The 22077-nt window shown below is 69.5% G+C and carries 21 protein-coding genes; 16 read left to right on the top strand and 5 right to left on the bottom strand.

Annotated elements, in window-relative coordinates:
* The first annotated feature begins 9 nt into the window (after nucleotides 1-9).
* Nucleotides 10-1398, top strand: a complete 1389-nt coding sequence (locus QSJ33_RS06810; protein WP_285723856.1) for a tetratricopeptide repeat protein — start codon at nucleotides 10-12, stop codon at nucleotides 1396-1398.
* A gap of 3 nt (nucleotides 1399-1401) precedes the next feature.
* Here the strand turns inward: QSJ33_RS06810 and QSJ33_RS06805 are convergent, their stop codons facing one another.
* Nucleotides 1402-2730, bottom strand: a complete 1329-nt coding sequence (locus tag QSJ33_RS06805) for a TPR domain-containing glycosyltransferase (RefSeq protein WP_285723855.1) — start codon at nucleotides 2728-2730, stop codon at nucleotides 1402-1404.
* Between the two features lie 124 nt (nucleotides 2731-2854).
* On the opposite strand from QSJ33_RS06805, the gene QSJ33_RS06800 reads away from it, so the two are divergent.
* The 5 genes from QSJ33_RS06800 (at nucleotide 2855) to QSJ33_RS06780 (ending at nucleotide 6597) form a co-directional block, all read left to right on the top strand.
* A complete protein-coding gene (locus QSJ33_RS06800) occupies nucleotides 2855-3640 on the top strand; it encodes a flagellin (protein ID WP_285723852.1) in 786 nt (261 codons plus the stop codon).
* 73 nt (nucleotides 3641-3713) lie between these two features.
* Complete coding sequence (locus tag QSJ33_RS06795) at nucleotides 3714-4100, top strand: flagellar protein FlaG (protein ID WP_285723850.1); 387 nt, start codon at nucleotides 3714-3716, stop codon at nucleotides 4098-4100.
* 24 nt (nucleotides 4101-4124) lie between these two features.
* Complete coding sequence (gene fliD, locus QSJ33_RS06790) at nucleotides 4125-5831, top strand: flagellar filament capping protein FliD (protein ID WP_285723848.1); 1707 nt, start codon at nucleotides 4125-4127, stop codon at nucleotides 5829-5831.
* 50 nt (nucleotides 5832-5881) lie between these two features.
* Nucleotides 5882-6301 (top strand): flagellar export chaperone FliS, encoded by a 420-nt coding sequence (fliS, locus tag QSJ33_RS06785; protein ID WP_285723846.1) that lies wholly within the window; start codon nucleotides 5882-5884, stop codon nucleotides 6299-6301.
* Nucleotides 6298-6597 carry a hypothetical protein gene (locus tag QSJ33_RS06780; RefSeq protein ID WP_285723844.1) on the top strand — a complete coding sequence of 100 codons (300 nt, stop codon included), beginning with the start codon at nucleotides 6298-6300 and terminating at the stop codon, nucleotides 6595-6597. The genes fliS and QSJ33_RS06780 overlap by 4 nt, the downstream gene beginning before the upstream one ends.
* A gap of 41 nt (nucleotides 6598-6638) precedes the next feature.
* On the opposite strand, the gene upp is transcribed toward QSJ33_RS06780, so the two are convergent.
* Nucleotides 6639-7265, bottom strand: coding sequence for a uracil phosphoribosyltransferase (gene upp, locus QSJ33_RS06775; protein WP_285723842.1), 627 nt, complete (start codon nucleotides 7263-7265; stop codon nucleotides 6639-6641).
* Between the two features lie 208 nt (nucleotides 7266-7473).
* On the opposite strand from upp, the gene QSJ33_RS06770 reads away from it, so the two are divergent.
* From QSJ33_RS06770 to QSJ33_RS06730, 9 genes are all read left to right on the top strand, one after another.
* Nucleotides 7474-8925 carry an indole-3-glycerol phosphate synthase TrpC gene (locus QSJ33_RS06770; protein ID WP_285723840.1) on the top strand — a complete coding sequence of 484 codons (1452 nt, stop codon included), beginning with the start codon at nucleotides 7474-7476 and terminating at the stop codon, nucleotides 8923-8925.
* Nucleotides 8926-8998: 73 nt separating this feature from the next.
* On the top strand, nucleotides 8999-10279 hold the full coding sequence (eno, locus tag QSJ33_RS06765) for a phosphopyruvate hydratase (RefSeq protein WP_285723838.1): 1281 nt from the start codon (nucleotides 8999-9001) through the stop codon (nucleotides 10277-10279).
* Between the two features lie 14 nt (nucleotides 10280-10293).
* Nucleotides 10294-10602, top strand: a complete 309-nt coding sequence (locus tag QSJ33_RS06760) for an FtsB family cell division protein (protein WP_285723837.1) — start codon at nucleotides 10294-10296, stop codon at nucleotides 10600-10602.
* A 6-nt stretch (nucleotides 10603-10608) separates the two neighbouring features.
* Complete coding sequence (locus tag QSJ33_RS06755) at nucleotides 10609-11403, top strand: diaminopimelate epimerase (RefSeq protein WP_285723835.1); 795 nt, start codon at nucleotides 10609-10611, stop codon at nucleotides 11401-11403.
* Nucleotides 11404-11513: 110 nt separating this feature from the next.
* Nucleotides 11514-12293 (top strand): ParA family protein, encoded by a 780-nt coding sequence (locus QSJ33_RS06750; protein WP_285723833.1) that lies wholly within the window; start codon nucleotides 11514-11516, stop codon nucleotides 12291-12293.
* Nucleotides 12293-13162: a ParB/RepB/Spo0J family partition protein gene (locus QSJ33_RS06745; RefSeq protein WP_285723831.1), complete on the top strand. Its 870-nt coding sequence runs from the start codon at nucleotides 12293-12295 to the stop codon at nucleotides 13160-13162. The genes QSJ33_RS06750 and QSJ33_RS06745 overlap by 1 nt, the downstream gene beginning before the upstream one ends.
* A 13-nt stretch (nucleotides 13163-13175) precedes the next feature.
* Nucleotides 13176-14030, top strand: a complete 855-nt coding sequence (gene accD / locus QSJ33_RS06740) for an acetyl-CoA carboxylase, carboxyltransferase subunit beta (protein WP_285723829.1) — start codon at nucleotides 13176-13178, stop codon at nucleotides 14028-14030.
* On the top strand, nucleotides 14030-15280 hold the full coding sequence (locus QSJ33_RS06735; RefSeq protein WP_285723827.1) for a bifunctional folylpolyglutamate synthase/dihydrofolate synthase: 1251 nt from the start codon (nucleotides 14030-14032) through the stop codon (nucleotides 15278-15280). The genes accD and QSJ33_RS06735 overlap by 1 nt, the downstream gene beginning before the upstream one ends.
* A 9-nt stretch (nucleotides 15281-15289) precedes the next feature.
* Nucleotides 15290-16195: a cation diffusion facilitator family transporter gene (locus QSJ33_RS06730; protein WP_285723825.1), complete on the top strand. Its 906-nt coding sequence runs from the start codon at nucleotides 15290-15292 to the stop codon at nucleotides 16193-16195.
* Here the strand turns inward: QSJ33_RS06730 and QSJ33_RS06725 are convergent.
* Together QSJ33_RS06725 and QSJ33_RS06720 are read right to left on the bottom strand one after the other, a co-directional pair.
* Nucleotides 16192-16809: a flavin reductase family protein gene (locus tag QSJ33_RS06725; RefSeq protein WP_285723823.1), complete on the bottom strand. Its 618-nt coding sequence runs from the start codon at nucleotides 16807-16809 to the stop codon at nucleotides 16192-16194. The genes QSJ33_RS06730 and QSJ33_RS06725 overlap by 4 nt on opposite strands.
* Before the next feature lie 210 nt (nucleotides 16810-17019).
* Entirely contained in the window at nucleotides 17020-17454 is a 435-nt protein-coding gene (locus QSJ33_RS06720) for a secondary thiamine-phosphate synthase enzyme YjbQ (RefSeq protein WP_285723821.1), read from the bottom strand.
* Nucleotides 17455-17651: 197 nt separating this feature from the next.
* Between QSJ33_RS06720 and QSJ33_RS06715 the strand changes: the two genes are divergently transcribed.
* Entirely contained in the window at nucleotides 17652-19310 is a 1659-nt protein-coding gene (locus QSJ33_RS06715; RefSeq protein WP_285723819.1) for a M4 family metallopeptidase, read from the top strand.
* Between the two features lie 60 nt (nucleotides 19311-19370).
* Here QSJ33_RS06715 and QSJ33_RS06710 read toward each other — a convergent pair whose 3' ends face one another.
* Nucleotides 19371-22052 carry an Ig-like domain-containing protein gene (locus QSJ33_RS06710; RefSeq protein ID WP_285723817.1) on the bottom strand — a complete coding sequence of 894 codons (2682 nt, stop codon included), beginning with the start codon at nucleotides 22050-22052 and terminating at the stop codon, nucleotides 19371-19373.
* Between the last annotated feature and the right edge of the window lie 25 nt (nucleotides 22053-22077).

Raw genomic sequence — 22077 nt, 5'->3', positions numbered from 1 at the left:
GGAGTGTGAGTGCCCGAAGTCCGCCTCCGCCATTTCCTTCCCGCCCTCATGGGCTCCCTCCACCAGCAGGGAGCCGGGGGGGAGCTCGTGCTGGAGCAGAACGACGGGACCCGCCGCCTCTACTGGTCCGGCGGTGACCTGAGGTACCTGCGCAGCGATGCCGTCGGCGAACAGTTCGGCAACTTCCTCATCCGGCGCGGCGTACTCGACATGGCGGCCCTCAACGAGCTGCTGGCCGACGGCGAGGGCGCGCGGGTGGGAGACCGGGTGGTGCAGTGGGGGCTCATGTCCGTGGAGGAGCGGGATGCCCGCTTGCACGAGCTGCTCGCCTCCATCCTCCTGCACGCCCTCGAGCATCCCATCCTGAAGCTGACCTGGCTGCCCGGGCCCCTCGACGGGAGCCTCAGCGGGGACCTCCAGTTCCGCCTGGACCACCGCCGTCTGGTGTGGGATGTGTTCCAGAGCGCGCAGATCGACCGGGAGCTGCTGGAGATGTTCCGCAGCGAGCCGGAGTGGCGCTGGCAGGCCCCGCCGGACCTGCTGCTCTCCCTCTCGGATCTGCCGCTCAACCCGAAGATCGCCTATGCCATGACCCTCATGGGCACCGAGCCCCTGGCCTGCGACACCCTCACGTCGCTCACGGGGCTGGATGCGCCGGATGCGGCCCGGCTCGTGGCGGCCCTCTGGACCCTCGGCGGCCTTTCCCTCATCCGCGGCGACCTCCCCCTTCTGCCGAAGCCCGAGCCCCCGCCGGCTCCTGAGCCCGAGCCCATCCAGATCCTGGCGGAAGACCTCGAACCGCCCCCGGCGCCCGTGGACCCCCCTCCCGTCCTGGAGGCGATGCCCTACGACGGGGAGCCCCTGGAGCTGATGATGCCGCCCGACCTCCCGGCCACACCCGCGGCCCGGGTTCCGCCCGTCCCGGAACCGGCCCTCGAGCCCGGGGAGGAGCCGCCCGCCGACCGGGCCCGTCGACTGTACATCAAGGCCAAGTCGTACCTGATGCAGGACCGCACCAGCGAGGCCATCCGCGCGCTCGAGCAATCCATCAAGCTCGATGGGGATTCGACGGAGTCCTACGACACCTGGCTGCTGCTCGGCCGCCTCCGCCTGGCCAACCCGGCCTGGTCCACCCGCGCCATCGAGGCCCTCCAGGTCGCCTCCCGTCTCAAGCCCAAGGCCGCCGAACCCTGGGCCCTCATGGGCGAGCTCTACCACCGCAAGGGCTTCACGGCCAACGCCCAGGGCTGCTTCCGCCGGGCCCTGGAGCTGGATCCCTCGGTGGCGGTGCCGGCCGACTGGGAGGTGGAGAGCGCACCGCCATCCTCCGGGGCGAAGGAGCCTCGCGGCGGGCTCATGAGCCGGCTGAAGGGCATGCTGAGCCGGGACTCCGGCTGAGGGTCAGATCGGGGTCGCCATCGAATGCCTGAGGGCCTCCAGCTCCGGGTTCCCGGGGAAGGCCTTCAACCCGAGGTCGACCACCACCCTGGCTTCGGGGGCATGGCCGGACGCCAGCAGGTGGGACGCCACGAGGCTGTGCCACTGGCCGCCCCCGCAGGCGGGGATGGCCCGCAGGGCCTCCCAGGCATCGGCCACGGCCTGCGCCTTCAGGCCCAGCTGCAGATCGAGGTCCACCTGCTTCGTGCGGAGGGCCGGATCCTTGGGGCAGGCGGCCACGGCCCGCTTGAGCACCTCCCGGGTATCGTCGTAGCGCCGCATGGCGCTCAGGATGTCGACGATGGCGAGCCAGATCGCGGAGAGATCCGGGCGCCGCCGGAGGGTGCCTTCCAGCATCTCCAGGGCCTCGCTGGTCCGTTGGAGGGCGGCGAGGGAGAGGGCGAGCCGGCAGAGCGCCGTGGGGTGGTCCGGCTCCAGGGCCAGGATCCGCTGGAAGAGGGGGATGGACTCCTCCACCCGCCCGGCGCCCTGGTAGGCCACGGCGAGGGTCATGAGGCCCGAGGTCTTGGGGGCGGGCGACAGCGCCAGCCAGGCGGTCCCAGCCCGGATCGCCAGCTCCCAGTCCCGGGCGACGGCCGCCTGGAGCAGCACGTTGAACTGGTGCTGCTGGTTCCGCGGCTCCGCCCCGGCGGCGTCGAGGGCCATCTGCAGGTACAGGGTCTTCTTGGCCTCCTCGCGGGCGAGGTCCACCTTCCCGAAGTGGTGGATCACCGCATCGAGGGAACCGATGGGGAGCTTCCGCCGGTGGAAGTACGGATCGAGGAGCTCGTGGATGCGCCCCGTGAAGGCCAGACCCGGGGCGTTCCGGCAGAGACGCAAACCCCGGTGGGTCGCGAAGAGGCTGTAGCCCGCGCCGAGGGGGTAGCGGCCGTCGTTGGGCTGGACGGCCTGGTCCATCATGAGCCGGTCGCCATCCAGGAAGTAGTTCCGGAAAGTCAGGGTGAAGGCCGGGATCCGCTTCTGTTCGCAGGCCTTCCGGAGGGTGGGGTGGTCCAGGGGATCCACCGCCTCGTCGGCGTCGAGGACGAGGATCCAGTCGCCGGTGCAGAGCCTCAGGCTGGCATTCCGGGCTGCGGAGAAATCGCCGGTCCAGGGGAAGTGGCCCACCCGGGCCCCGAAGGTCTCCGCGATGTGGACCGTCTCGTCCGTGGAGCCCGTGTCCACCACCACGATCTCGTCCACGAGATCGCGGACGGAGGCGAGGCACCGGGGCAGGTGGGCCGCCTCGTTCTTCACGATCATGGACAGGGAGAGGGTGGGCATGGGGCCCATGGTAGGGCTTCGAAAAAAAAATTAAAGGTTCGGCCCGGCCCCGTCGAATAGGCACTCAGCGGGTTCCCATCCGCGACCCAACCCGGACGGCACGGATGCTGTCCTGTGCATCAAGGAGGATGCCATGTCCCTTTCCATTCTCAACAACATCACCGGCCTCAACGCCTCCCGCCAGCTGGGCCTCACCCAGATGGGTCTGAACCAGACCATCGAGCGCCTCACGAGCGGCAAGCGCATCAACAAGGCGTCGGATGATGCGGCTGGCCTGGGCATCAGCAATCAGCTGAATACCGAGGTCAAGGTGGCCGACCAGGCCCAGCGCAACGCCAACGACGGCGTCTCCCTCCTCCAGGTGGCGGACGGCGCGCTGGACACCATCACCAACCTCCTGCAGCGGCAGGCCGAGCTGACCCAGCAGGCCTCCACTGGTACCCTGGATGCCAACGGCAAGGCCAACATCAACGCCGAGTACTCCAAGAACAACGCCACCATCGCGGACATCCTGAATAGCACCACCTTCAACGGAACGTCGGTGTTCAGCAACACGGCCAAGATCTCGGTCGGGTCCTTTGCTGCGGTGGATCTCACCACTTCCCTGGCCAAGACCAGCATCACCAGCGGGACGGATGCCTCTGTCGCCGGCCAGCTGAGTGCCGTGAAGGCCGACCTCCAGACGGTGTCCACCCAGCGGGCGACCCTCGGTGCCTCCGAGGCCACGCTGAACTCCTACTCGGCCGTGCTCGGCATCCAGTCGCAGAACCTGCAGGCCGCCTCCAGCCAGATCACGGACGCGAACATCGCGAACGAGGTGGTGAACCTGTCCAAGTTCCAGATCCTGAACCAGTCGGGCATCAGCGCCCTGGGCAAGTCCAACCAGTCCGCCCAGAGTGTCCTCGCTCTCCTCCAGTAGTCTGGAATCTGATCCCATGGGGGGCGGGCCGAAGGGCCGGCCCCCTTTGGGTATCGGGTAAGGAGTCTCCCCCATGGCCGATCAAGTCAACCTCGCGGTGAGCTTGGCGCCGGGCCTCCCGCCGGCTGGCCCTCCGGCCAAGCCGAACCAGCCGCTCCCGGCACAGGCCGTTCCTGCGGCCTCAGACAGGGTGCCTTCGGCGTCCGCCAAGGTCCCCACGTCTGCGGAAGTCAACTCCGCGGCCCAGGTGTTCAGCGAATTCCTGCAGCAGACCCAGCCCGATCTGGTCTTCCAGGTGGACCGGGCCACCAACGAGCCCTACTTCAAGGTCGTGGACGCCAGGACCCGGAAGGTCATCCGTCAGGTGCCCTCCGAGGAGGTGCTGGCCATGGCCCACAAGTTGCGTGAACTGTCGCACGCCATGGACGCTTCCGGTGTCCTGGTGGATCAGCAGGGCTGAACGCGCTCCCCGAAGGAGGCAACCATGGCGACCATCAGTTCCACCGGTGTGGCGACCGGCATCGACTGGAATTCCCTCATCAGCGCCATCCTCCAGCAGGAGGGGCAGCCGGTGCAGCGGCTCCAGGACCAGCAAACGGCCAACAACAACCGCCTGGCGGCCCTGCAGAAACTGCAGGGTGACATGAATGCCCTTTCCTCGAGCGCGGCGACCCTTGGCGGGACCGCCTTCGACGCCCGTACCGTCACCAGCTCCGACACCAACAACACCTATGTCACGGCCACGGCCACCGGGGCCGCCGTGGGCAGCTACGACCTCCAGGTGACCCAGGTCGCCACGGCTGGAAAGATCTCGCCGACCCTGTCCGGTGGCCTGCCCACCAACCTCGCCGTGGCGGATCCCCTGGCCACCCCGGTCTTCAGCGGGAGCTCCGCCAGTTTCGCCATCCAGGGCACGGACGGCGTGATCCGGACCCTGACCCTCGGCAGCGCCAACAACAACCTCTACGGGCTCCGGGACGCCATCAACGCCCTGAGCACGCCTGACCCGAACGTGCCAGGCTCCAAGGGATTGGGCGTGACCGCCACCGTGGTGAACACGGGGAGCGGCGCCAACCCCTACCAGCTGGTGCTCACGTCCAACACGACCGGAACCGGCACGACCGGGGGCGTGGTGACCCTGGCGGACGTCACCGCCGGAGGCGCCGTCAACACCCTCGGGATCGCCGCGGGCACGGTCGACAGCATGACCGCGCCCACCACGATCAGCGGCGGACTCGCCTCCGGCGGCGCCAACGTGGCCAAGGACGCGCTGTTCTCCGTCAATGGCGTGCAGCTCACCCGCAAGACCAATTCGGTCACCGATGCCGTGGCCGGGGTGACCTTCAACCTCAAGCAGGGCGGCCAGACGGGGATCACCACCCTCACGGTGGGGGTGGACAAGTCGTCCATCACCAGCGCCATGCAGGACGTCATCAGCAAGTTCAATTCGCTCCTCAGCGATTACAAGGGCGCTTCGGCCGCGGGTGGGGCCCTCTACAACGACTCCTCCTCCCGGGGCTTCATCTCCCAGATCCGCTCCGCGCTGACGGGGGTGCCAGCGGGACTGAGCTCCACCGCGACCTTCAACTCGACGGCCAGCCTCGGCGTCAAGACCAACCAGGACGGGACCCTGAGCCTCGACACGACGGCCTTCCAGGCCGCCCTCGACAAGGATCCCACCGCGGCGAAGCAGGTCTTCGCCAACAGCGGTGTCTCCACCAGCGCTGCCGTCTCGTTCTACGGCGCGGGGCCGAACACCGCCACCGGCGCCATCGGCTTCAACATCACCTCCTACGTCAGCGGCGGCGCCGTGTCCGGCACCTTCACCGTGGGCGGGAACAGCTACACCCTGTCGGGGGCCAACGGGAGCCTGGTGGGCACGGCCGGAACGCCCCTGGAAGGCCTCATCCTGGGAGTGAGCGGCGTCGGAAGCGGGACCCTCACCGTCTCGCGAGGCGTCAGCCAAGCCACCCAGGACGCCGTCTCGAGCATCACGGACTACGGCTCGGGGATGCTGACCCGCATCATCAGCAGCATCAACGACCAGAATCGCACCCTGGCCAGCCAGATCACCGTGGGGCAGGCCCGGCTGGATCGGCGCAAGGTCCAGCTCCAGGCGCAGTTCGCCCAGGTCGAATCTGTCATCGGCCAGCTCCAGGCCGCCGGGCAGAGCATCTCCGGCATGGGCTGAGCCTCAAGCCATTCGCTGTTCGTGCCGAAGAATCCTCCGGGAAGTGATCCATGACGCCCTATGCCAAGGCCAGCAACCAGTACCTCTTCCAGCGCGTGATGGGCGCCTCCCAGGTGCAGCTGGTGGCCCTCCTGCTCGAGGGGGGTCAGCGGTTCCTCTTCCAGGCTGTGCAGGCCCTCGACCGGAAGGACTACGAGGCGAAGGCCCGGCACACCAACCGGGTGCTGGCCATCATCGAGGAATTGACGAATCGCCTGGATGTGGAGAACGGCGGCGGATTGGCCCAGAACCTCCAGGGGCTCCACCGGTGGTGGTCCTCGGAGATCCTGGCGGCCAGCAGGACCAAGGACGCGAAGCGCCTGGAGGAGGTGCACCGCCAGATGGGGGAGATCCGCCAGGCCTGGGAGCAGCTGGACCTCCAGCAGCGGACCGCGCCGGCGGCGATGGCGGTCCGGGACCTGGTGGGATGAGCGACGCCGCGGTCCGGGCGGCCCTGGGGCAACTGGAGGACTGGCTGAGGGATGGCGCCACGCCCCTGGATGGGGCCCTGCTCGAAGCGTGGAACCGGAACTTCAAGGAGGCCCTCGCCGGCGCGGAACGGGGCCCTGGCTGGGAGGAGACCCTCGCTCTGGCCCGCAGGCTGGGGCAGCAGGTGCAGGCCCGCCAGCACGAGCTGGAGGGGCAGCGGGAGGCCATCCGGCGGGAGCTGCAGCAGCAGCTCCAGGGGGAGCGGGCCCTCAAGGGGTACGGAAGCCATACCCACTGACCGGATGAGGGCGCGGATGGACTCCGGCCTGCGGTGCCGCCTCAGGCCGTTCCGAAGAGCCGGTCCCCCGCATCGCCCAGGCCGGGCAGGATGTAGCCCTTCTCGTTGAGCTGGCGGTCCACGGCGCCCACGATGATCCGCAGGTCGGGGTGGTCCTCCTGGAGGCGCCGCAGGCCCTCGGGGGCCGCGAGCACGGCGACCAGGGTCAGGTTCGCGGCCCCGGCGCCCTTCAGCTGGCGCACGGCTTCCGAGGCGCTGCCGCCCGTGGCGAGCATGGGATCCAGCACGAAGACGGGTCGCGCTTCCAGCAGGGGCGGGAAGTTCCGGTAGTACGGAACGGGCACCAGGGAATCGTGATCCCGATAGAGGCCGAGGTGGCCGACCTTCGCCGTGGGGAGCAGCCGCAGGAACGAGGGCAGGAGCCCCAGACCCGCCCGGAGGACTGGCACCAGCACCGGGTCAAGCTGGCGGAGGCGCTGGCTCTCCGTGCGCTCCAGAGGCGTCTCGATGACCACCGGTTCCACCGGCAGGGTGCGTGTCGCCTCGACCGCGAGCAGCAGGCCGACTTCCTCGATGAGGGTGCGGAACAGGCTCCCCGGCGTCTTCCGGTCGCGGATGAGGGAAAGCTTGTGATGGACGAGTGGGTGATCGAGCACAGTGGTGGTCATGGCGCGCCTCTCGCTCCAGTGTCGCGCGGAAGGGGGTGGAATTGAATGGTCGGGTCGGCGGAGGTAGCGTCAAAAAAAATGAAGATTTTTTTGATTTCTCTGTTGACCTCATCTGGATCGCTGGTTTCATGTTGTCTCAGAGGAAAAACGGACGATCATCTTCCCCATAGGGCCAGCTGCGAGGTATCTGAGATTTGGAGAGTGGGAAATGCTAAAGAAAGTCGCCATCTTCAAGGCCCTCGATGTGGAAATCAAGAAGCAGAGGGGCCCCGTGGCGGTAAAGGATGCCTACAAGGGGCACCACTCCCTGAAGGAAGAGCTGAGCCAGCCGGGAATCACCATCCTGGGTGAAGTGGCCGGGGGCGATCCCGGCCGCGGGCAGGTCCGCGACAGCTACAAGGCCTCCACCCACGCCAAGAGCCTGGCCGAGAACGGGGCCCGGGCCCTGTCGGTGGCCACCGACAAGTTCCTCTACTTCGGCGACGACAAGCATCTTTCCGAGGTCCGGGGGCAGGTGAAGGTCCCCCTGATCCGGCGGGAGTTCATCTTCGAGGAGTACCAGGTCGAGGAAAGCAAGATCCTGGGCGCCGATGCCATCTTCCTGATGCCCGCCCTCCTGACCCAGGAGCGCCTGCAGGCGCTCCTGAAGTTCGCCACCGGCAAGGGGCTCGACGTGGTGGTGGAGGTCACCTCCGAGGCCGAGCTGCAGCGGGCCGTGGACGCCGGGGCGGACATCATCTGCGCCGTGGGCCGCAACCTGGACACCTGGGAGGCCTCCTGGGACCAGGCGGTAGCGCTGGTGAAGAAGGTCCCGAAGAAGTGTCTGAAGATGGTCGAGGGCGGGATCCAGCGGCTCGACCAGATCAAGCAGATGGAGGCCCTCGGCGTCCATGGCGTCCTGGTGGGCGATGCCCTCCTGGACGACTACTATCCCGGCAAGCGCCTCGCGCAGATCCTTGCGGGCCTTGAACCTCCGAAGAAAGCCGCCAAGCCCAAGGGCAAAGCCGGCTCCGCCGCCGATGCGGCGCATCCCCCCGCGGCTGCCGCCGCAGCCAAGGATCGTACATCCACCCAGCGGGACCAGGCTGGCCATGGCATGAAAAATGCTAAGGCTTCGCCGACTTCCCGCACTTCCCCTTCCAACACCGCCCAAAAGGGCGTAAAGGAGCCACCCATGGCCGAAATGACCACCCCGGTCGCCACCCCCGCCGCCCCCGCGGCCGCGAAGCCCGCCGCCAAGAAGCCGGCGAAGAAGGCCGCCCCCAAGAAGGCCGCCGCCAAGAAGCCTGCGGCGAAGAAGCCCGCCGCGAAGAAGGCCGCCGCCAAGAAGCCGGCCGCCAAGAAGGCCGTGAAGAAGGCCGCCCCCAAGAAGGCCGCCGCGAAGAAGGCCGCCCCGAAGAAGGCCGTGAAGAAGGCCGCCCCCAAGAAGGCCGCCGCGAAGAAGGCCGCTCCGAAGAAGGCCGTGAAGAAGGCCGCCCCCAAGAAGGCCGCCGCGAAGAAGGCCGCCCCCAAGAAGGCCGCCGCGAAGAAGCCGGCCGCCAAGAAGGCCGTGAAGAAGGCCGTGAAGAAGGCCGCGCCGAAGAAGGCCGCCGCCAAGAAGCCGGCCGCCAAGAAGGCCGCCGCGAAGAAGCCGGCCGCCAAGAAGGCCACCAAGAAGTAGGAACCGTCCGGTTCAACAACCTGGCTAAGATCAGAGAGGCGCGCTAGCGCGCCTCTCTGGACCAGGTGCCGCCATGAACGTGATCGAACGCGTATCCGCCCTCGAAGTCCTGGACAGTCGGGGGAACCCGACCGTGCTCGCCCGGGTCCAGCTGTCGGATGGGACCCTTGGCCAGGCGCTCGTGCCCTCCGGTGCCTCGACGGGCAGCCGAGAGGCCCTGGAACGCCGGGACGGCGACAAGAAGCGCTACCTCGGCAAGGGCGTGCTGGGGGCCGTCGACGCCATCAATGTCGAATTGCAGGGCGCCCTGCAGGGGATGGATCCCTTCCAGCAGGCCGAGCTCGACGAGCTGATGTGCGACCTGGACGGGACCGAGAACAAGGCGCGCCTGGGGGCGAACGCCATCCTGGGTGTGTCCATGGCCCTGGCGGACGCCGCGGCCCGGGCCTCGCGCATGCCCCTCTACCGCTACCTGGGCGGGGCCTCGGCCCGGCTGCTCCCCGTGCCCATGATGAACATCCTCAACGGCGGTGCCCACGCCGACAACAACGTGGACATCCAGGAGTTCATGGTGCTGCCCGTGGGGGCCCCGAGCTTCCGGGAGGCCCTCCGGTGGGGGGCGGAGGTCTACCACGCCCTGAAGGGGGTCCTGAAGGCCCGCAAGCTGGCTACGGGGGTGGGAGACGAGGGCGGCTTCGCCCCGAACCTCGCGTCCAACGAGGAGGCCCTGGAGCTCATCGGCGAGGCCGTGAAGAAGGCCGGCTACAAGCTAGGCCAGGAGGTCTTCCTGGGCCTCGACTGCGCCGCCAGCGAATTCCTCCACGGGAAGGCCTACCAGCTGGACGGGAAGGCCAAGACCCCGGCCCAGCTCGTGGCGTACTACCAGGGTCTGGTGAAGCGGCACCCCATCGTCTCCATCGAGGACGGCTTCGCGGAGGGCGACTGGAAGGGCTGGAAGGCGCAGACCGAGGCCATGGGGGCCGGGACCCAGCTCGTGGGCGACGACCTCTTCGTGACCAACCCCGCCATCCTGGCCAAGGGCATCCGGGAGGAGGTGGCCAATGCCATCCTCATCAAGCTGAACCAGATCGGGACCGTCACCGAGACCCTCCGGGCCGTGGACATGGCCCACAAGGCGGGCTACCGGGCCATCATCAGCCACCGCAGCGGGGAGACCGAGGACAGCTTCATCGCCGACCTGGCCGTGGCCACGGGGGCGGGACAGATCAAGACCGGGGCCCCCTGCCGCACGGACCGCGTGGCCAAGTACAACCGCCTGCTCCAGATCGAATGGGAGCTGGGCGCCGCCGCCCGCTATGCCGGCCGGGAGGCCTTCGGGTCGCGCCTGGGCTGAGGAGGCCCCTGGACATGAACGCCAACTGGCTCCTGAAATCCAGCACGCTCTACGGGGTGCTCGGGGCCTCGGCGGTCCTGTCGATGCTGGCGCTCCTCCTGTCCCAGGACGGGCTCCCGGAGCTGCGGAAGCGCGAGGCGGAGCTGGCCCAGACCCGGTCGCGGCTCATGGACCTGAACCGCCGGAACCGGGAGCTGCTGGAGGAGGTCCAGCGCCTCGCCGCCAAGGACCCGGAGCTGATGGAGGCCCTGGCCCGGCGCCAGGGGTACGCGCGCCCTGGGGAGACCGTCTACACCTTCCGCAACCCGAAGCAGGATCGGTAGGGCGCCATGGAGCTCCAGATCGCCTCCGCCTCGGGGAATGTCTTCGGCTACCTCTGGGCGGACGCCTCAAGTATTTTGGATGGTTCAGGTTATGCCAAACGACTCTGCCCCCGGGGGAGCGGGTTCGGTTTAGATGGGCTTTTTTTGATGCAAAGGCCCGGGAAGGGGCCCTGGGTCCTGGAGCACTGGGATTCGGACGGCTCCAAGTCCTTTTGCAGCAACGGTAGCAGGGCGGCCCTGGCGCTCCCCGGCGCGCCTGAGGGCGATCTGGTGGAGGTGGTCTCCAGCGGCGAACCCGTCCGGCTCCGCCGCGACGGCGCCGGCTTCGGCATCCGCATGCCCGAGGGCGAGGGCTGCGGCCTCCGCGCGGTGCCCCTGGAGACGCCTTTTCCCAGCGGGTTCGGGTGGGTGGGGAATCCCCAGCTGGTGCTGCGCGTGCCCTCGGTGGCCGCGGTGGATCTGCCCGCGCTGGCGCCACCCCTCCGCTGGCACGGGGCCGTTCCCGGCGGGACGAACGTGAACGTGGTGGAGCCGATCGCCTCCAGCGAGGCGAGGATCCGTTCCTGGGAGCGGGGGGTGGAGGGCGAGACGCTCTGCTGCGGAACCGGGTGCGCCGTGGCGGCGGCCTGGCTGGCGCGGACGGAGGGGGGCTCATCCTGGACGCTGCATCCGGCGAGCGGGGAGCCCGTCACCGTCACCCTCCACCTGGAGGAAGACGGCACATGGCGGGACCTGTGGCTCTCGGGCCCCGTACGCCGCATCGGCGTCGCGCGTCCCGACCCGTCCCTGCTGGATCCGTGAACCCTTCGAGCACCGTGGAACCCGACCTGCTAGACTGGCGTGTTCCACACCCGAGGGGTTTCCGTGATGCGCGATTCGACCAGCGCCTTGGCGACGAAGAGGGCCGGCTGATGCGCGCGCGGGTCGTGGCGCTGGCCAACCAGAAGGGCGGGGTGGGCAAGACCACCACGGCCATCAACCTCGCGGCCTCCCTGGCCATGATGGAGAAGATGGTGCTGCTGGTGGACTTCGATCCCCAGGGCCACAGCACCACGGGCCTCGGCTTCCCCAAGCCGGACCACCGGGCGGGGTCCTACGCCCTCATGAAGGGCGCACCCGCCGAAGCGCTGGTGCTCACCACGGAAGTCCCCATGCTGCAGGTGCTGCCTGCGGGGAAGGACCTGGCCCAGCTGGAGTTCGAGCTCTTCGAGCTGCCCCAGCTCCAGGTGCTGCGCCAGGGGCTGGCCCCCCTCATGGACCGTTTCGACTACATCCTCATCGACCCGCCCCCCAGCCTGGGCATGATCACGCTCAACGCCCTCTCGGCCGCGGACGAGGTCATCGTGCCCATGCCCTGCGAGTTCTTCGCCCTCGACGGCCTGGCGGAACTGACCGAGACCCTGCGCCGCATCCAGTCGGGGCCGAACCCGGCCCTGCAGCTTGGCGGCATCCTCCTCACCATGGCCGAGGAGCGCACCAACCTCGGGGCCGCCGTGGCCGCGGAGGTCCGTCAGGCCTTCCCGGGCAAGGTGTTCCAGACCGTGATCCCCCGCAACATCCGTCTCGCGGAAGCCCCCAGCCACGGCAGGCCCGTGGCCTTCTACGACCTGCGATCCAAGGGCGCCCAGGCCTACCTCAGCCTGGCCAAGGAGTGGCTGGGCCTCGAGATGCCCGCGAGGAAGGAAGCCTGATGAGCAGCAACCTGAAGCGTCCGGCCCTGGGCCGGGGTCTCACGTCCCTCATGAGCCAGATGGCGCCCGAGGACGCCACCCAGCGCGAGCTGCCCCTGGGCAGCCTGGTGCCCAACCGGGCCCAGCCGCGCACGCACTTCGACGAGGACCTCCTCCAGGAGCTGGCCGAGAGCCTCAAGCAGCACGGCATGGTCCAGCCCATCGTGGTGCGCAGGACCGGCGAGAAGTTCGAGATCATCGCCGGCGAGCGGCGCTGGCGGGCCGCCCGCAAGGCGGGCCTCGCCATGGTGCCCGTGGTGGTGAAGGAGGTCCCCGATGACCGCCTGCTGGAGTTCGCCCTGGTGGAGAACATCCAGCGCCAGGAGCTGAACCCCATCGAGGAGGCGAAGGCCTACTGGCAGCTCGGGGAGCACCTCCGCCTCACCCAGGAGCAGGTGGCCGACCGGGTGGGCAAGTCCCGTCCCCAGGTGGCCAACACCCTGCGCCTGCTCCGCCTGCCCTCCGAGATCCAGGGCGACGTGGCCATGGGCCGCCTGAGCACGGGCCACGCCAAGGTGCTGCTGGGGGTGGCGGACACCCGCCTCCAGGAGCAGCTGGCGGGGGAGGTGGTGGACCAGCAGCTGAGCGTGCGGGCCCTGGAAGCTCGCATCCAGCACCTCCAGAAGCAGCGGAAGGTGAAGACCCGGAAGAAGCACCCCCAGGAGCTCTTCATCAAGGCCGCCGCGGAGGAATTGACCCAGGCCTGGGCCACCCGGGTGGAGATCAAGGGCAACGGGAAGGGGGGGGCGGTCATCCTCCACTACGCGAACGAGACGGACCTCGACCGGCTCTTCGAGTCCCTGAAGCACGGCCCGGCCCGCAGGCATTAGACAGAGGTCCCGCATGACATCCTGGTTCGTCAAGAAACGGCAGCAGAAGACGGCGGTGGAGGAGCGCACGGTCAGGGTCCCGGAGGGCCTCTGGATCAAGTGCGACGCCTGCAAAGAGCTCATCTACCGCAAGGAGCTCGTCAACACCCACAACGTCTGCCCCAAGTGCGGCTACCACTTCCGCATCGACGTGTCCGAGCGCCTCGAGAACCTCCTGGACCTGGGCTGGACCACCCTCTTCGACAACCTGCGCAGCACCGACCCCCTGGGGTTCGTGGCAGCGAAGGCCTACAAGGACCAGCTGAAGAAGCTGGAGGCGGACGGCCAGACGCAGGACGCGGTGGTGGTGGTGGAGGGCACGATCTCCGGCCATCCCGTGGTGGCGGCCATCATGAACTTCGACTTCCTGGCCGCCAGCATGGGGAGCGTGGTGGGCGAGAAGCTCCGCCTGGGGGCCGAGCGGGCCCTGGAGAAGCAGTGCGCCTACCTCATCGTCAGCTGCAGCGGCGGCGCCCGCATGCAGGAGGGCACCCTCTCCCTCATGCAGATGGCCAAGGTGAGTGCCGCCCTGGCCAAGCTGGACAAGGCGGGCCTGCCCTATCTGTCCATCCTGACGGATCCCACGACGGGCGGCGTGAGCGCCAGCTACGCCATGCTGGGCGACCTGAACATCGCGGAGCCCAAGGCCCTCATCGGCTTCGCCGGCCCCCGGGTCATCGAGCAGACCATCAAGCAGAGCCTCCCCGAAGGCTTCCAGCGCTCCGAATTCCTCCAGGCCCACGGCATGGTGGACCGGGTGGTCACCCGCGACCGCCTGAAAGACTTCGTGACCGCCTGCCTCGAGTGGATGCTCCCCGCGCGGGACTGATGAACCCGGACTTCGAGCTGGTCTCCATCCCCCGGCTCCAGGAGCGGGGGCACCTCGGCATCAAGGTCGGCCTGGAGAACATCCGGGCCCTGCTCGGCGGCCTGGGCCGCCCGGACGCAGGCTTCCCCGTGGTGCTCATCGCCGGCACCAACGGCAAGGGCAGCACCGGGGCCTTCCTGGCCCACATGCTGAAGGCCGCCGGCTTCACCGTGGGCTGGACCACCTCGCCGCACCTGGTGGACCTCACGGAACGCATCTGGGTGGACGGGGAACCCATCGGCACCGGCGCCCTCGAGCTCCTGCTGACCGAGGCCTTCGAGTCCGAGGCCCGGGCCGGCATCCACGCCACCTACTTCGAGCTGATGATCACCGCGGCGCTCCTGGCCTTCCGGATGACGGGCGTGGAGATCGCCCTCCTGGAGGTGGGCATGGGCGGCCGCTGGGATGCCACCAACGCCACCGATCCGCTGCTCACCCTGCTCACCACCGTGGGTCTGGACCACCAGCAGTACCTGGGCGACACCCGCGAGGCCATCGCCGGCGAGAAGCTCTGCACGGCCAGGGAGGGCCGGCCCCTGGTGCTGGGGCCCAGCCTGGACCCCGACTGGGTGCGGCCCCTCCTGCCCTGCGCCCCGGTCCTGTGCCCGGCGCCCCGGCTGGGGCCGGCGGAGGTCTTCTGGGACCATTCGAGCCTCGACGGGCGCCGGGTGGGGCTGGCGGGCGCCCACCAGCTGGACAACCTCGCCACGGCCTTCGAGGGGGTGCGCCAGCTGAAGAAGCTGGGCTTCCCCATCCCCGAGGACCGGCTGTGGTCCGGCGTGGCCTCTGTCCAGTGGCCGGGGCGGCTCTGGGCGGTGCCGGGCCTGGAGGGCGTGTGGATGGATGGCGCCCACAACCCGGAGGGGGCCCGCGTCCTGGCGGACCACGCGGTGGCCTGCGGCCTCCGCCCGCACCTCTACTTCGGGGCCATGGGCGACAAGGATCTGGCGGGCATCGCCGCGCAGCTGAAGCGGATCGATCCGCGGTCCGTCACCTTCATCCAGGGCGACGCGCCCCGCTACGCGGGCCCGGGCCCCCTGGGCGAGGCCTGGGGGCTGGAGGCGCCCACCCTCACCCTCCGGCAGGCCGCGGCCCACCTGCGGGCACGGTCGGAGACCCCGCGCCTGGTGACCGGCTCCCTCTACCTGCTCGGCGACCTGCTGCGGGAGCTGGGCATCCGCCCCTTCGGATCCGTCGAGAGGCCTGGGTAGGCTGGAGGCATGTCCGCCGCCTCCACCCGCGCCATCGCCCTCGCCCTCGCCGCCAACGGAGGGATCGCCGTCTCCAAGTTCGCGGTGTTCCTGCTCACGGGCAGCTCCAGCCTCCTGACCGAGGCCATCCATTCCACCGCGGACTGCGCCAATCAGGTGCTGCTGTTCCTCGGCCTGCGCCTGGGCGCGAAGCCGGCGGGGCCCCGCCATCCCCTGGGCCACGGCCAGGCGGCCTTCGTGGCCAGCTTCCTGGTGGCGTTGCTGCTGTTCAGCATGGGGGGGCTCTACTCGGTGGTGGAGGGGATCCACAAGATCCGCCATCCGGAGGTGCCGCACCACCTGGGCTGGGCGGTGGGCCTTCTGGGCTTCGCCATCCTCCTGGAGGGCGTCTCCCTGCGCGGGGCGCTCCGCGCCGCGCGGGCCGGGCGGCATGGCCGGAGCCTGCTGCGCCACCTGCGGCAATCGTCCAGCACCGAACTGGTGGTCGTGGTGGCGGAGGACATCGCGGCACTGGCGGGCCTGGTCCTGGCCCTGGCGGCGGTGCTGCTGACCATGGGGACCGGGAATCCGGTGTGGGATGGGATCGGCAGCGTGGGCATCGGCCTGGTCCTCCTCGCCGTGGCCCTCTTCGTGGGGGTGGAGGTGGCCAGCCTGCTCCTGAACGAAGCTCCGCCCCTGGCCCTGCGGGGGGCCCTCCGCGGGGCGGTGGACGAGGATCCGGCCGTGGCGCGGGTGCTGAACCTGGTGGCGGTGGTCGTGGGGAGCGACCGGCTCATGGTGGCCCTGAAGGTGCGGTTCCACGACCAGCCCAGCGGCGCGGCCCTGGTGGCGGCCATCAACGCCCTGGAGCGGGATCTCCGGGGCCGCTTCCCCCAGATCCAGCACCTCTTCGTGGAGCCGGACGAGGCCGATTAGGGCAGCTTCGACTCCCCCAGCCGGAGCGTCTCCCCCAGCACGCCGTAGTTGGGCCCGGCCACGGAGGCCAGGCGCGCCACGGGCTGCCAGCGGCTGGCGTCGGCGCAATCCAGGGCCTCGTCGTAGATGCGGTCGGCCGCGTGGGCCACCAGCACGTCCAGGAGGACCAGGGTGCTGGTGGGGCCCAGGTCCAGTTCCCGGTTCAGGCGGCACTCCAGGGCCACGGGCGCCGCGACGAGGCGCGGCGGGGCCACCCGCAGGGAGGGTGTCGTGGCCAGGCCCAGGCTCGCCGCCTCGCTGACCTCGGGCGCCACCTCCTCGCCGCTGGCGTGGAGGGCCTCCAGCAGGGGGCGGTCCGCGATGTGGACGACCGCCTCGCCCCGCTCCCGCAGGTTCCGGTGCGTGTCCTTGAGGGAACCGTCCCGGCGCCGGCCCAGGGTCATGGCCAGCATGGGGGGACCGAAGATGCCCATGAAGGAGCTGAAGGGCGCCAGGTTCACCCGGCCCGCACCATCCACGGTCGCCACCCAGGCGATGGGCCGGGGGATCACGAGGCTGGAGAGGATGCGGTAGACGTCGCGCTTGGGCAGGGTGGAGAGGTCGCGGGTGGCCATGGTCACTCCCCGATGATCCTGACTCGGCCCGTCCCAGGCCTCGCCCCTGCGGGGTCATGCGCTTCGCGCACGGTCGGCCTCCGCTCCTGCTGCGGCCTCACGATCAGGCGTTTGTCGCGGCGGCCGTCGAACTCGCCAGAGGCTCCATCTCCAGGATCTGCGACAGCGGATCCTGGGAGAACGCCGCAGTGCGGCGTTCGATAGATGGAGTCATTCTCCAAGGATTTTGATGAGCACACGCTTATCCCTCCGGCCATCGAACTCGCCATAGAAGATCTGCTCCCAGGGGCCGAAGTCCAGCTTGCCGCCGGTGATGGCCACCACCACCTCCCGGCCCATGATCTGCCGCTTGTGGTGGGCGTCGCCATTGTCCTCGCCCGTGCGGTTGTGGAGGTAGCCGCCCTTGAGGGGGTCGGAGCCCGCGTTGAAGGGGGCCAGCTTCTCCAGCCAGCGGAGGTAGTCCTGCTTGAGGCCGGCCTCCTCGTCGTTGATGAAGACGCTGGCGGTGATGTGCATGGCGTTCACGAGGCAGAGGCCCTCCTGGATGCCGCTCGCGCGGACGGCCTCGGCCACCTGCTCGGTGAGGTTCACGAACCCCGTCCGCTCGGGGAGGTGGAGGGTGAGGACCTGGCGGTGGGATTTCATGGGCACCTCCCCTCCATCATCCGGCGGGCCGGCTTCCGCGACAACGTGACGCAGGGCGGGACCTCAACCGGAGCCCGCGGCCGCCTTCCAACCAGGGAAGTCCCCTCAACCACGGTCCCCTGCCCGGATCCCGCGCCGGGTCTGGCCGGCCTCCGTCCCGCCCCGGGACGGCCCCCCACCATCCTTCGGAGGTTTCCATGAAACGCGTCATCGCCTTGTCGCTCGTCGCCGGCCTGGGGTTCCCCCTCCTGGCCGCCGGTCCGGAGCCCCTGCACGAGCAGGCCACCCGCAGCCTGGAGGCCCGGGCCTTCCAGCTGGGCCTGGACCGGGACCACGGGTTCGTCCCCGGGGTCATCCATCACGATGCCCTCCTGGGCGAGGACGACGTGCGGATGCGTCAGTCCTATCGCGGCGTGAAGGTGTTCGGCGGGGAGGCCATCGTCCACCTCGCCGGTGGCCGCACCCGGAGCATCACGGACGGCCTGGTCCGTGGACTGGCCCTCGCCACCGTCCCCTCCGTGCCGGCGTCGGAAGCCCTGGCGGCGGCCCACCAGGCGCTGGCGCCGAAGGGTCCCTACGTCCAGGCGCCCACGGCCGAGCTGGTCATCGCGCCCGTGGCGCTGCGGGGCGTGGAGACCCGGCTCCTGGCCTGGCACGTCCATACCGAGCTGGAGAACGGCGCGGAGGAGACGGCCCACACGGACTTCTTCGTGGATGCCCGCACCGGCGCCATCCTGGACCGCTGGAGCACCCTCCGCACCTCGGCCTCGACCGGAACCGGCCTCTCCCAGTACAGCGGCACGGTGGGTCTGGACACCAACAGCCTGGCCACCGGCTACGAGCTGCGGGACATGACCCGGGGCACCGGCGGGACCTACGGCCAGAACGTGGTCACGAACATGAACCACAGCACGTCGGTGAACGGCGCCATCTACACGGACGCCGACAACACCTGGGGCGATGGCCTGAACTACGTCGAAGGCACGGACACCACCGCCGCCAACGGCCAGACCGCCGCCGTGGACGCCGCCTTCGGGATGCAGAAGACCTGGGACCTCTACAAGAACGTCTACGGCCGGAACGGCATCGATGGGGTGGGCACGGCCACCTTCAGCCGGGTCCACTACAGCACCAGCTACGACAACGCCTTCTGGTCCGACAGCTGCTTCTGCATGACCTACGGCGACGGCAATGCCTTCACGACCCTCACATCCCTGGATGTGGCGGGCCACGAGATGAGCCACGGGGTGATGGCCAAGACCGCCGCCCTGGTCTACAAGGGCGAGAGCGGGGGCCTGAACGAGGCCAACTCGGACATCTACGGCACCATGGTGGAGTTCTACGCCCGGGGCGCCGGAACCACCGCCATCCCGAACTACACGGCCATCGGGGGGACGATCGCCACCGTGGGTGGCGTGGTCCCCGCCGCGAACTACCTCATCGGCGAGCAGCTGGAGACGGCCAGCTTCACCCACCCCCTGCGGTGGATGTACAAGCCGAGCCTCGACGGGAAAAGCCCGGACGCCTGGTACAGCACCATCAAGCGGCTGGACGTCCACTACAGCTCGGGCCCCGCCAACCACTGGTTCTTCCTCCTGGCCCACGGCAGCCAGATCGACACCTTCTCCGGGGGCATCCAGTCGCCCCTGGCCAACGGCGTCACCAGCATCACCGGCATCGGCAACGACAAGGCCGCGGGCATCTGGTACCGGGCCCTCACCAAGTACATGACCTCCAGCACGGTGTACGCCGGCGCCCGGACGGCGACCCTCCAGGCGGCCACGGACCTCTATGGGGCCACCTCCGCGGAATACGCGGCGGTGAACCTGGCCTGGAAGGCCGTGAACGTCCTCTGACCGGGCGGGTACAGGACGGGGCCCCGGCGGCTGCCGGGGCCCCGTCCTGCCTGCGCTGCTTCAGTAGCCGGTGAGGGTGAAGTCGTCGAAGTTCACCCGGTTCGAGGTGCCGTCGCTCTTGCGGAGCTCGAAGCGGATGGGGCCGGTCACGCCCACGCTGAAGGTGGCCGTGGCCAGGGTGGTGGACGAGGTGGTCACGGAGCTGCCGGCCTGGCTCCAGCTGGTGCCGCCGTCCGTGGAGTACCAGAGGCCCCAGGTGGAGCTGCCGTCGGTGCCGTACTTGGCGTGCTTCACGGCGACGGTGTTGGCACCCGTGGGGAAGTCGAAGCCCATGGTGACCTTGCCGCTGTTGCGGACCCGGACGCTCTGGGCGCCGTTCTTCGGATCGCTGCTGCTGCTGCCCAGGAGGGCGTCGTTCAGGGTCCAGGTCCCGGTGGCGAGGGCCACCGTCCCCGTGGCGTAGGACGTCTTGGTCCCGGTGTCGAAGGCCTCGGCCAGGCTCGACGTGCCGGAGGTGTTGCTGACGGAGAAGGTCACCGCCGTGGAGGTGCCCACGTTGCCCGCGGCGTCGTAGGCCTTGGCGGCGAGGGTGTGGCTGCCGTTGGCCAGGGTGGTGCTGTCCAGGGTCATCGTGTAGGGGGTGGCGGTGTCCGTGCCCTTCAGCACGCCATCCACATAGAACTCGACCTTGGTGACGCCCACGTTGTCGGTGGCGGTGGCGCTGAAGGTGACGGTGCCGCTGGCGCCGCTCTCCGTGGCCGACACGGTGGGGGGCGTGGTGTCCGAGGACCCGCCGCCGCTGCCGGTGGTGACGTTCAGGGCGAAGTCGTCCACCACGAAGGAGGTCTGGGCCGAGCTGTCCTCCGTGCCCACCAGGTAGACCTGGAGGGTCTGGCCCTTGTAGGCGCCCAGGTCGAAGCTCTTCTGGGTGAACCCGGCCCCCGCGTCCAGGTTGGAGTAGGTGGCCAAGGTGGCCAGGACGGTGCCGGAGGCGTTGCGCACCTGCACCTTGAGGGTGTCGTAGGCCGTGGTGGTGGTCGTCTCGGCCGTGTCGATGTGCAGCCAGAAGCTCAGGCTGGCGGCGGTCGCCGCGGAATCGAGGGCCACCTGCTGGTACAGGGTGTCCGTGTGGCTGCTGCCGTAGCCGTCCAGCCAGGCCTTCCAGCTGCCGCTGTGGGCGGCTTCCGAGGTGCCGTTATCAAGGATGCCCGAGGCGGCCACCCAGGGGCTGGCCGTGCCGGTCTCGAACCCGGGATTGCCGAGGACCTGGGTCGTGGTGCTGCCCCCGGTGCCGTTGCTGACCGTGAAGGCCACGGAGGGGGAGGTGCCCACGTTGCCCGCGGCGTCATAGGCCTTGGCCACCAGGCTGTGGGACCCGTCCGCCACCGTGGTGGAGTCGAAGGCCAGGGTGTAGGGGCTGGCGGTGTCCGTGCCCTTGAGGGTGCCGTCCACGTAGAATTCGACCTTGGTGACGCCGACGTTGTCGGTGGCGGAGGCGGTGAAGGTCAGGGTCCCGCTGGTGCCACCCTCGGTGACGGACACCGTGGGAGGCTGGGTGTCAGAGCCCGCAGTCACGGTGATGGTGCGGGTGGCGGAGGCGGACTGGCCTTGGTTGCTGGTGGCGGTGAAGGTGGCGGTGTAGGTGCCCACGGTGGGGTAGCTGTGGCTGACGGGGCCCTGGACGGCGGCGCTGGCGCCGTCGCCGAAGGACCAGCTGTAGCTCAGGGCGCTGTTGTCCGAGATGGTGGCGCTGCCCTGGAAGCTGACGGAGCCGCCGGCGGTGATGCTGGTGTTCGCGGCGGGGGACAGGATGCTCACGACGGGGACCGGCGCGGTGCTGGTGGCGCCTGCCAGGTAGGCCGTGGCGTTGAGGAAGAAGGCGCGGTTGCTGTTGATCCCCCAGCTGGCGTGCAGGCTCTTGCCGGAGGTGGTGGTGGTGCCGTCATCGGCCGGGGCGCTGTCGCTGATGGCCACGACCCGCCCGCTGCCCACGGTGCAGGTGACGATGAAGGAGCCCGTGTCGCCGCTCACCTGGGTGTGGAGGATCTCCTGGACGTTGGGATTCTGGGCCGTGCTGGGGCTCAGGTAGGAGTAGGAGTGGAAGTCCATGAGGCCCAGGGATCCGAAGGTGCCGTTGACGATGGCCTGGGCGGCGGGGGAGCTGCTGGTGGTGAAGGCGGTGCTGGTGGTGTTGGCCTGGGCATCTCCGGGGCCGTGGCCCGGGACGAAGGTGAAGCCGTAGGGGTTCGCGCCGTTGACGGAGACCATGTCGTTGAACACGGTGTAGGCATCCGTGCCGCCGGTGCCGCTGTAGCGGCTGGCGCCCACGTGGTTGCCCACCACGAACAGGCCGCCGCCGTGCTGGACGTAGGCGAGGATGGCCTGCTTCTCGGCGGCGGTGAACAGGGTGTAGGGCTCGTCGATGATGTAGACGGCGTAGTTGGCGAGGTCCTGGGGATTGGTGCTGTCCCCGTAGGTGACCCGGCCCGTGGGGGGCAGGGTCTGGATGGCGTAACCGGCCTGGTGGAGGTCGAAGCCCCAGGCGCTGATCCCGCCGTTCCAGTCGGTCTCGGCGGTGGGGTTGGCGGGCGAGGGGTCGGGCTCGTGGCCCGTGCAGATCACCCATTCCGCGGAGGTGCCGGCCTCCTCGTGGCGGGTGTGGTCGAAGAGGACCCGTTTGGGGGTCTGGGCTCCCAGGCTGGCCACCAGGGCCAGGGGGAGGAGGATGCGCAGGGTTCGCATGAGGACCTCGGAGGGGAGAAAGGGT

This window comes from Geothrix rubra (genome assembly GCF_030268065.1).
GTDB classification, from domain to species: Bacteria; Acidobacteriota; Holophagae; order Holophagales; family Holophagaceae; genus Geothrix; species Geothrix rubra.
Note: the sequence above shows the minus strand (reverse complement) of the source record. Positions and strands in the feature narration are given on the sequence as shown.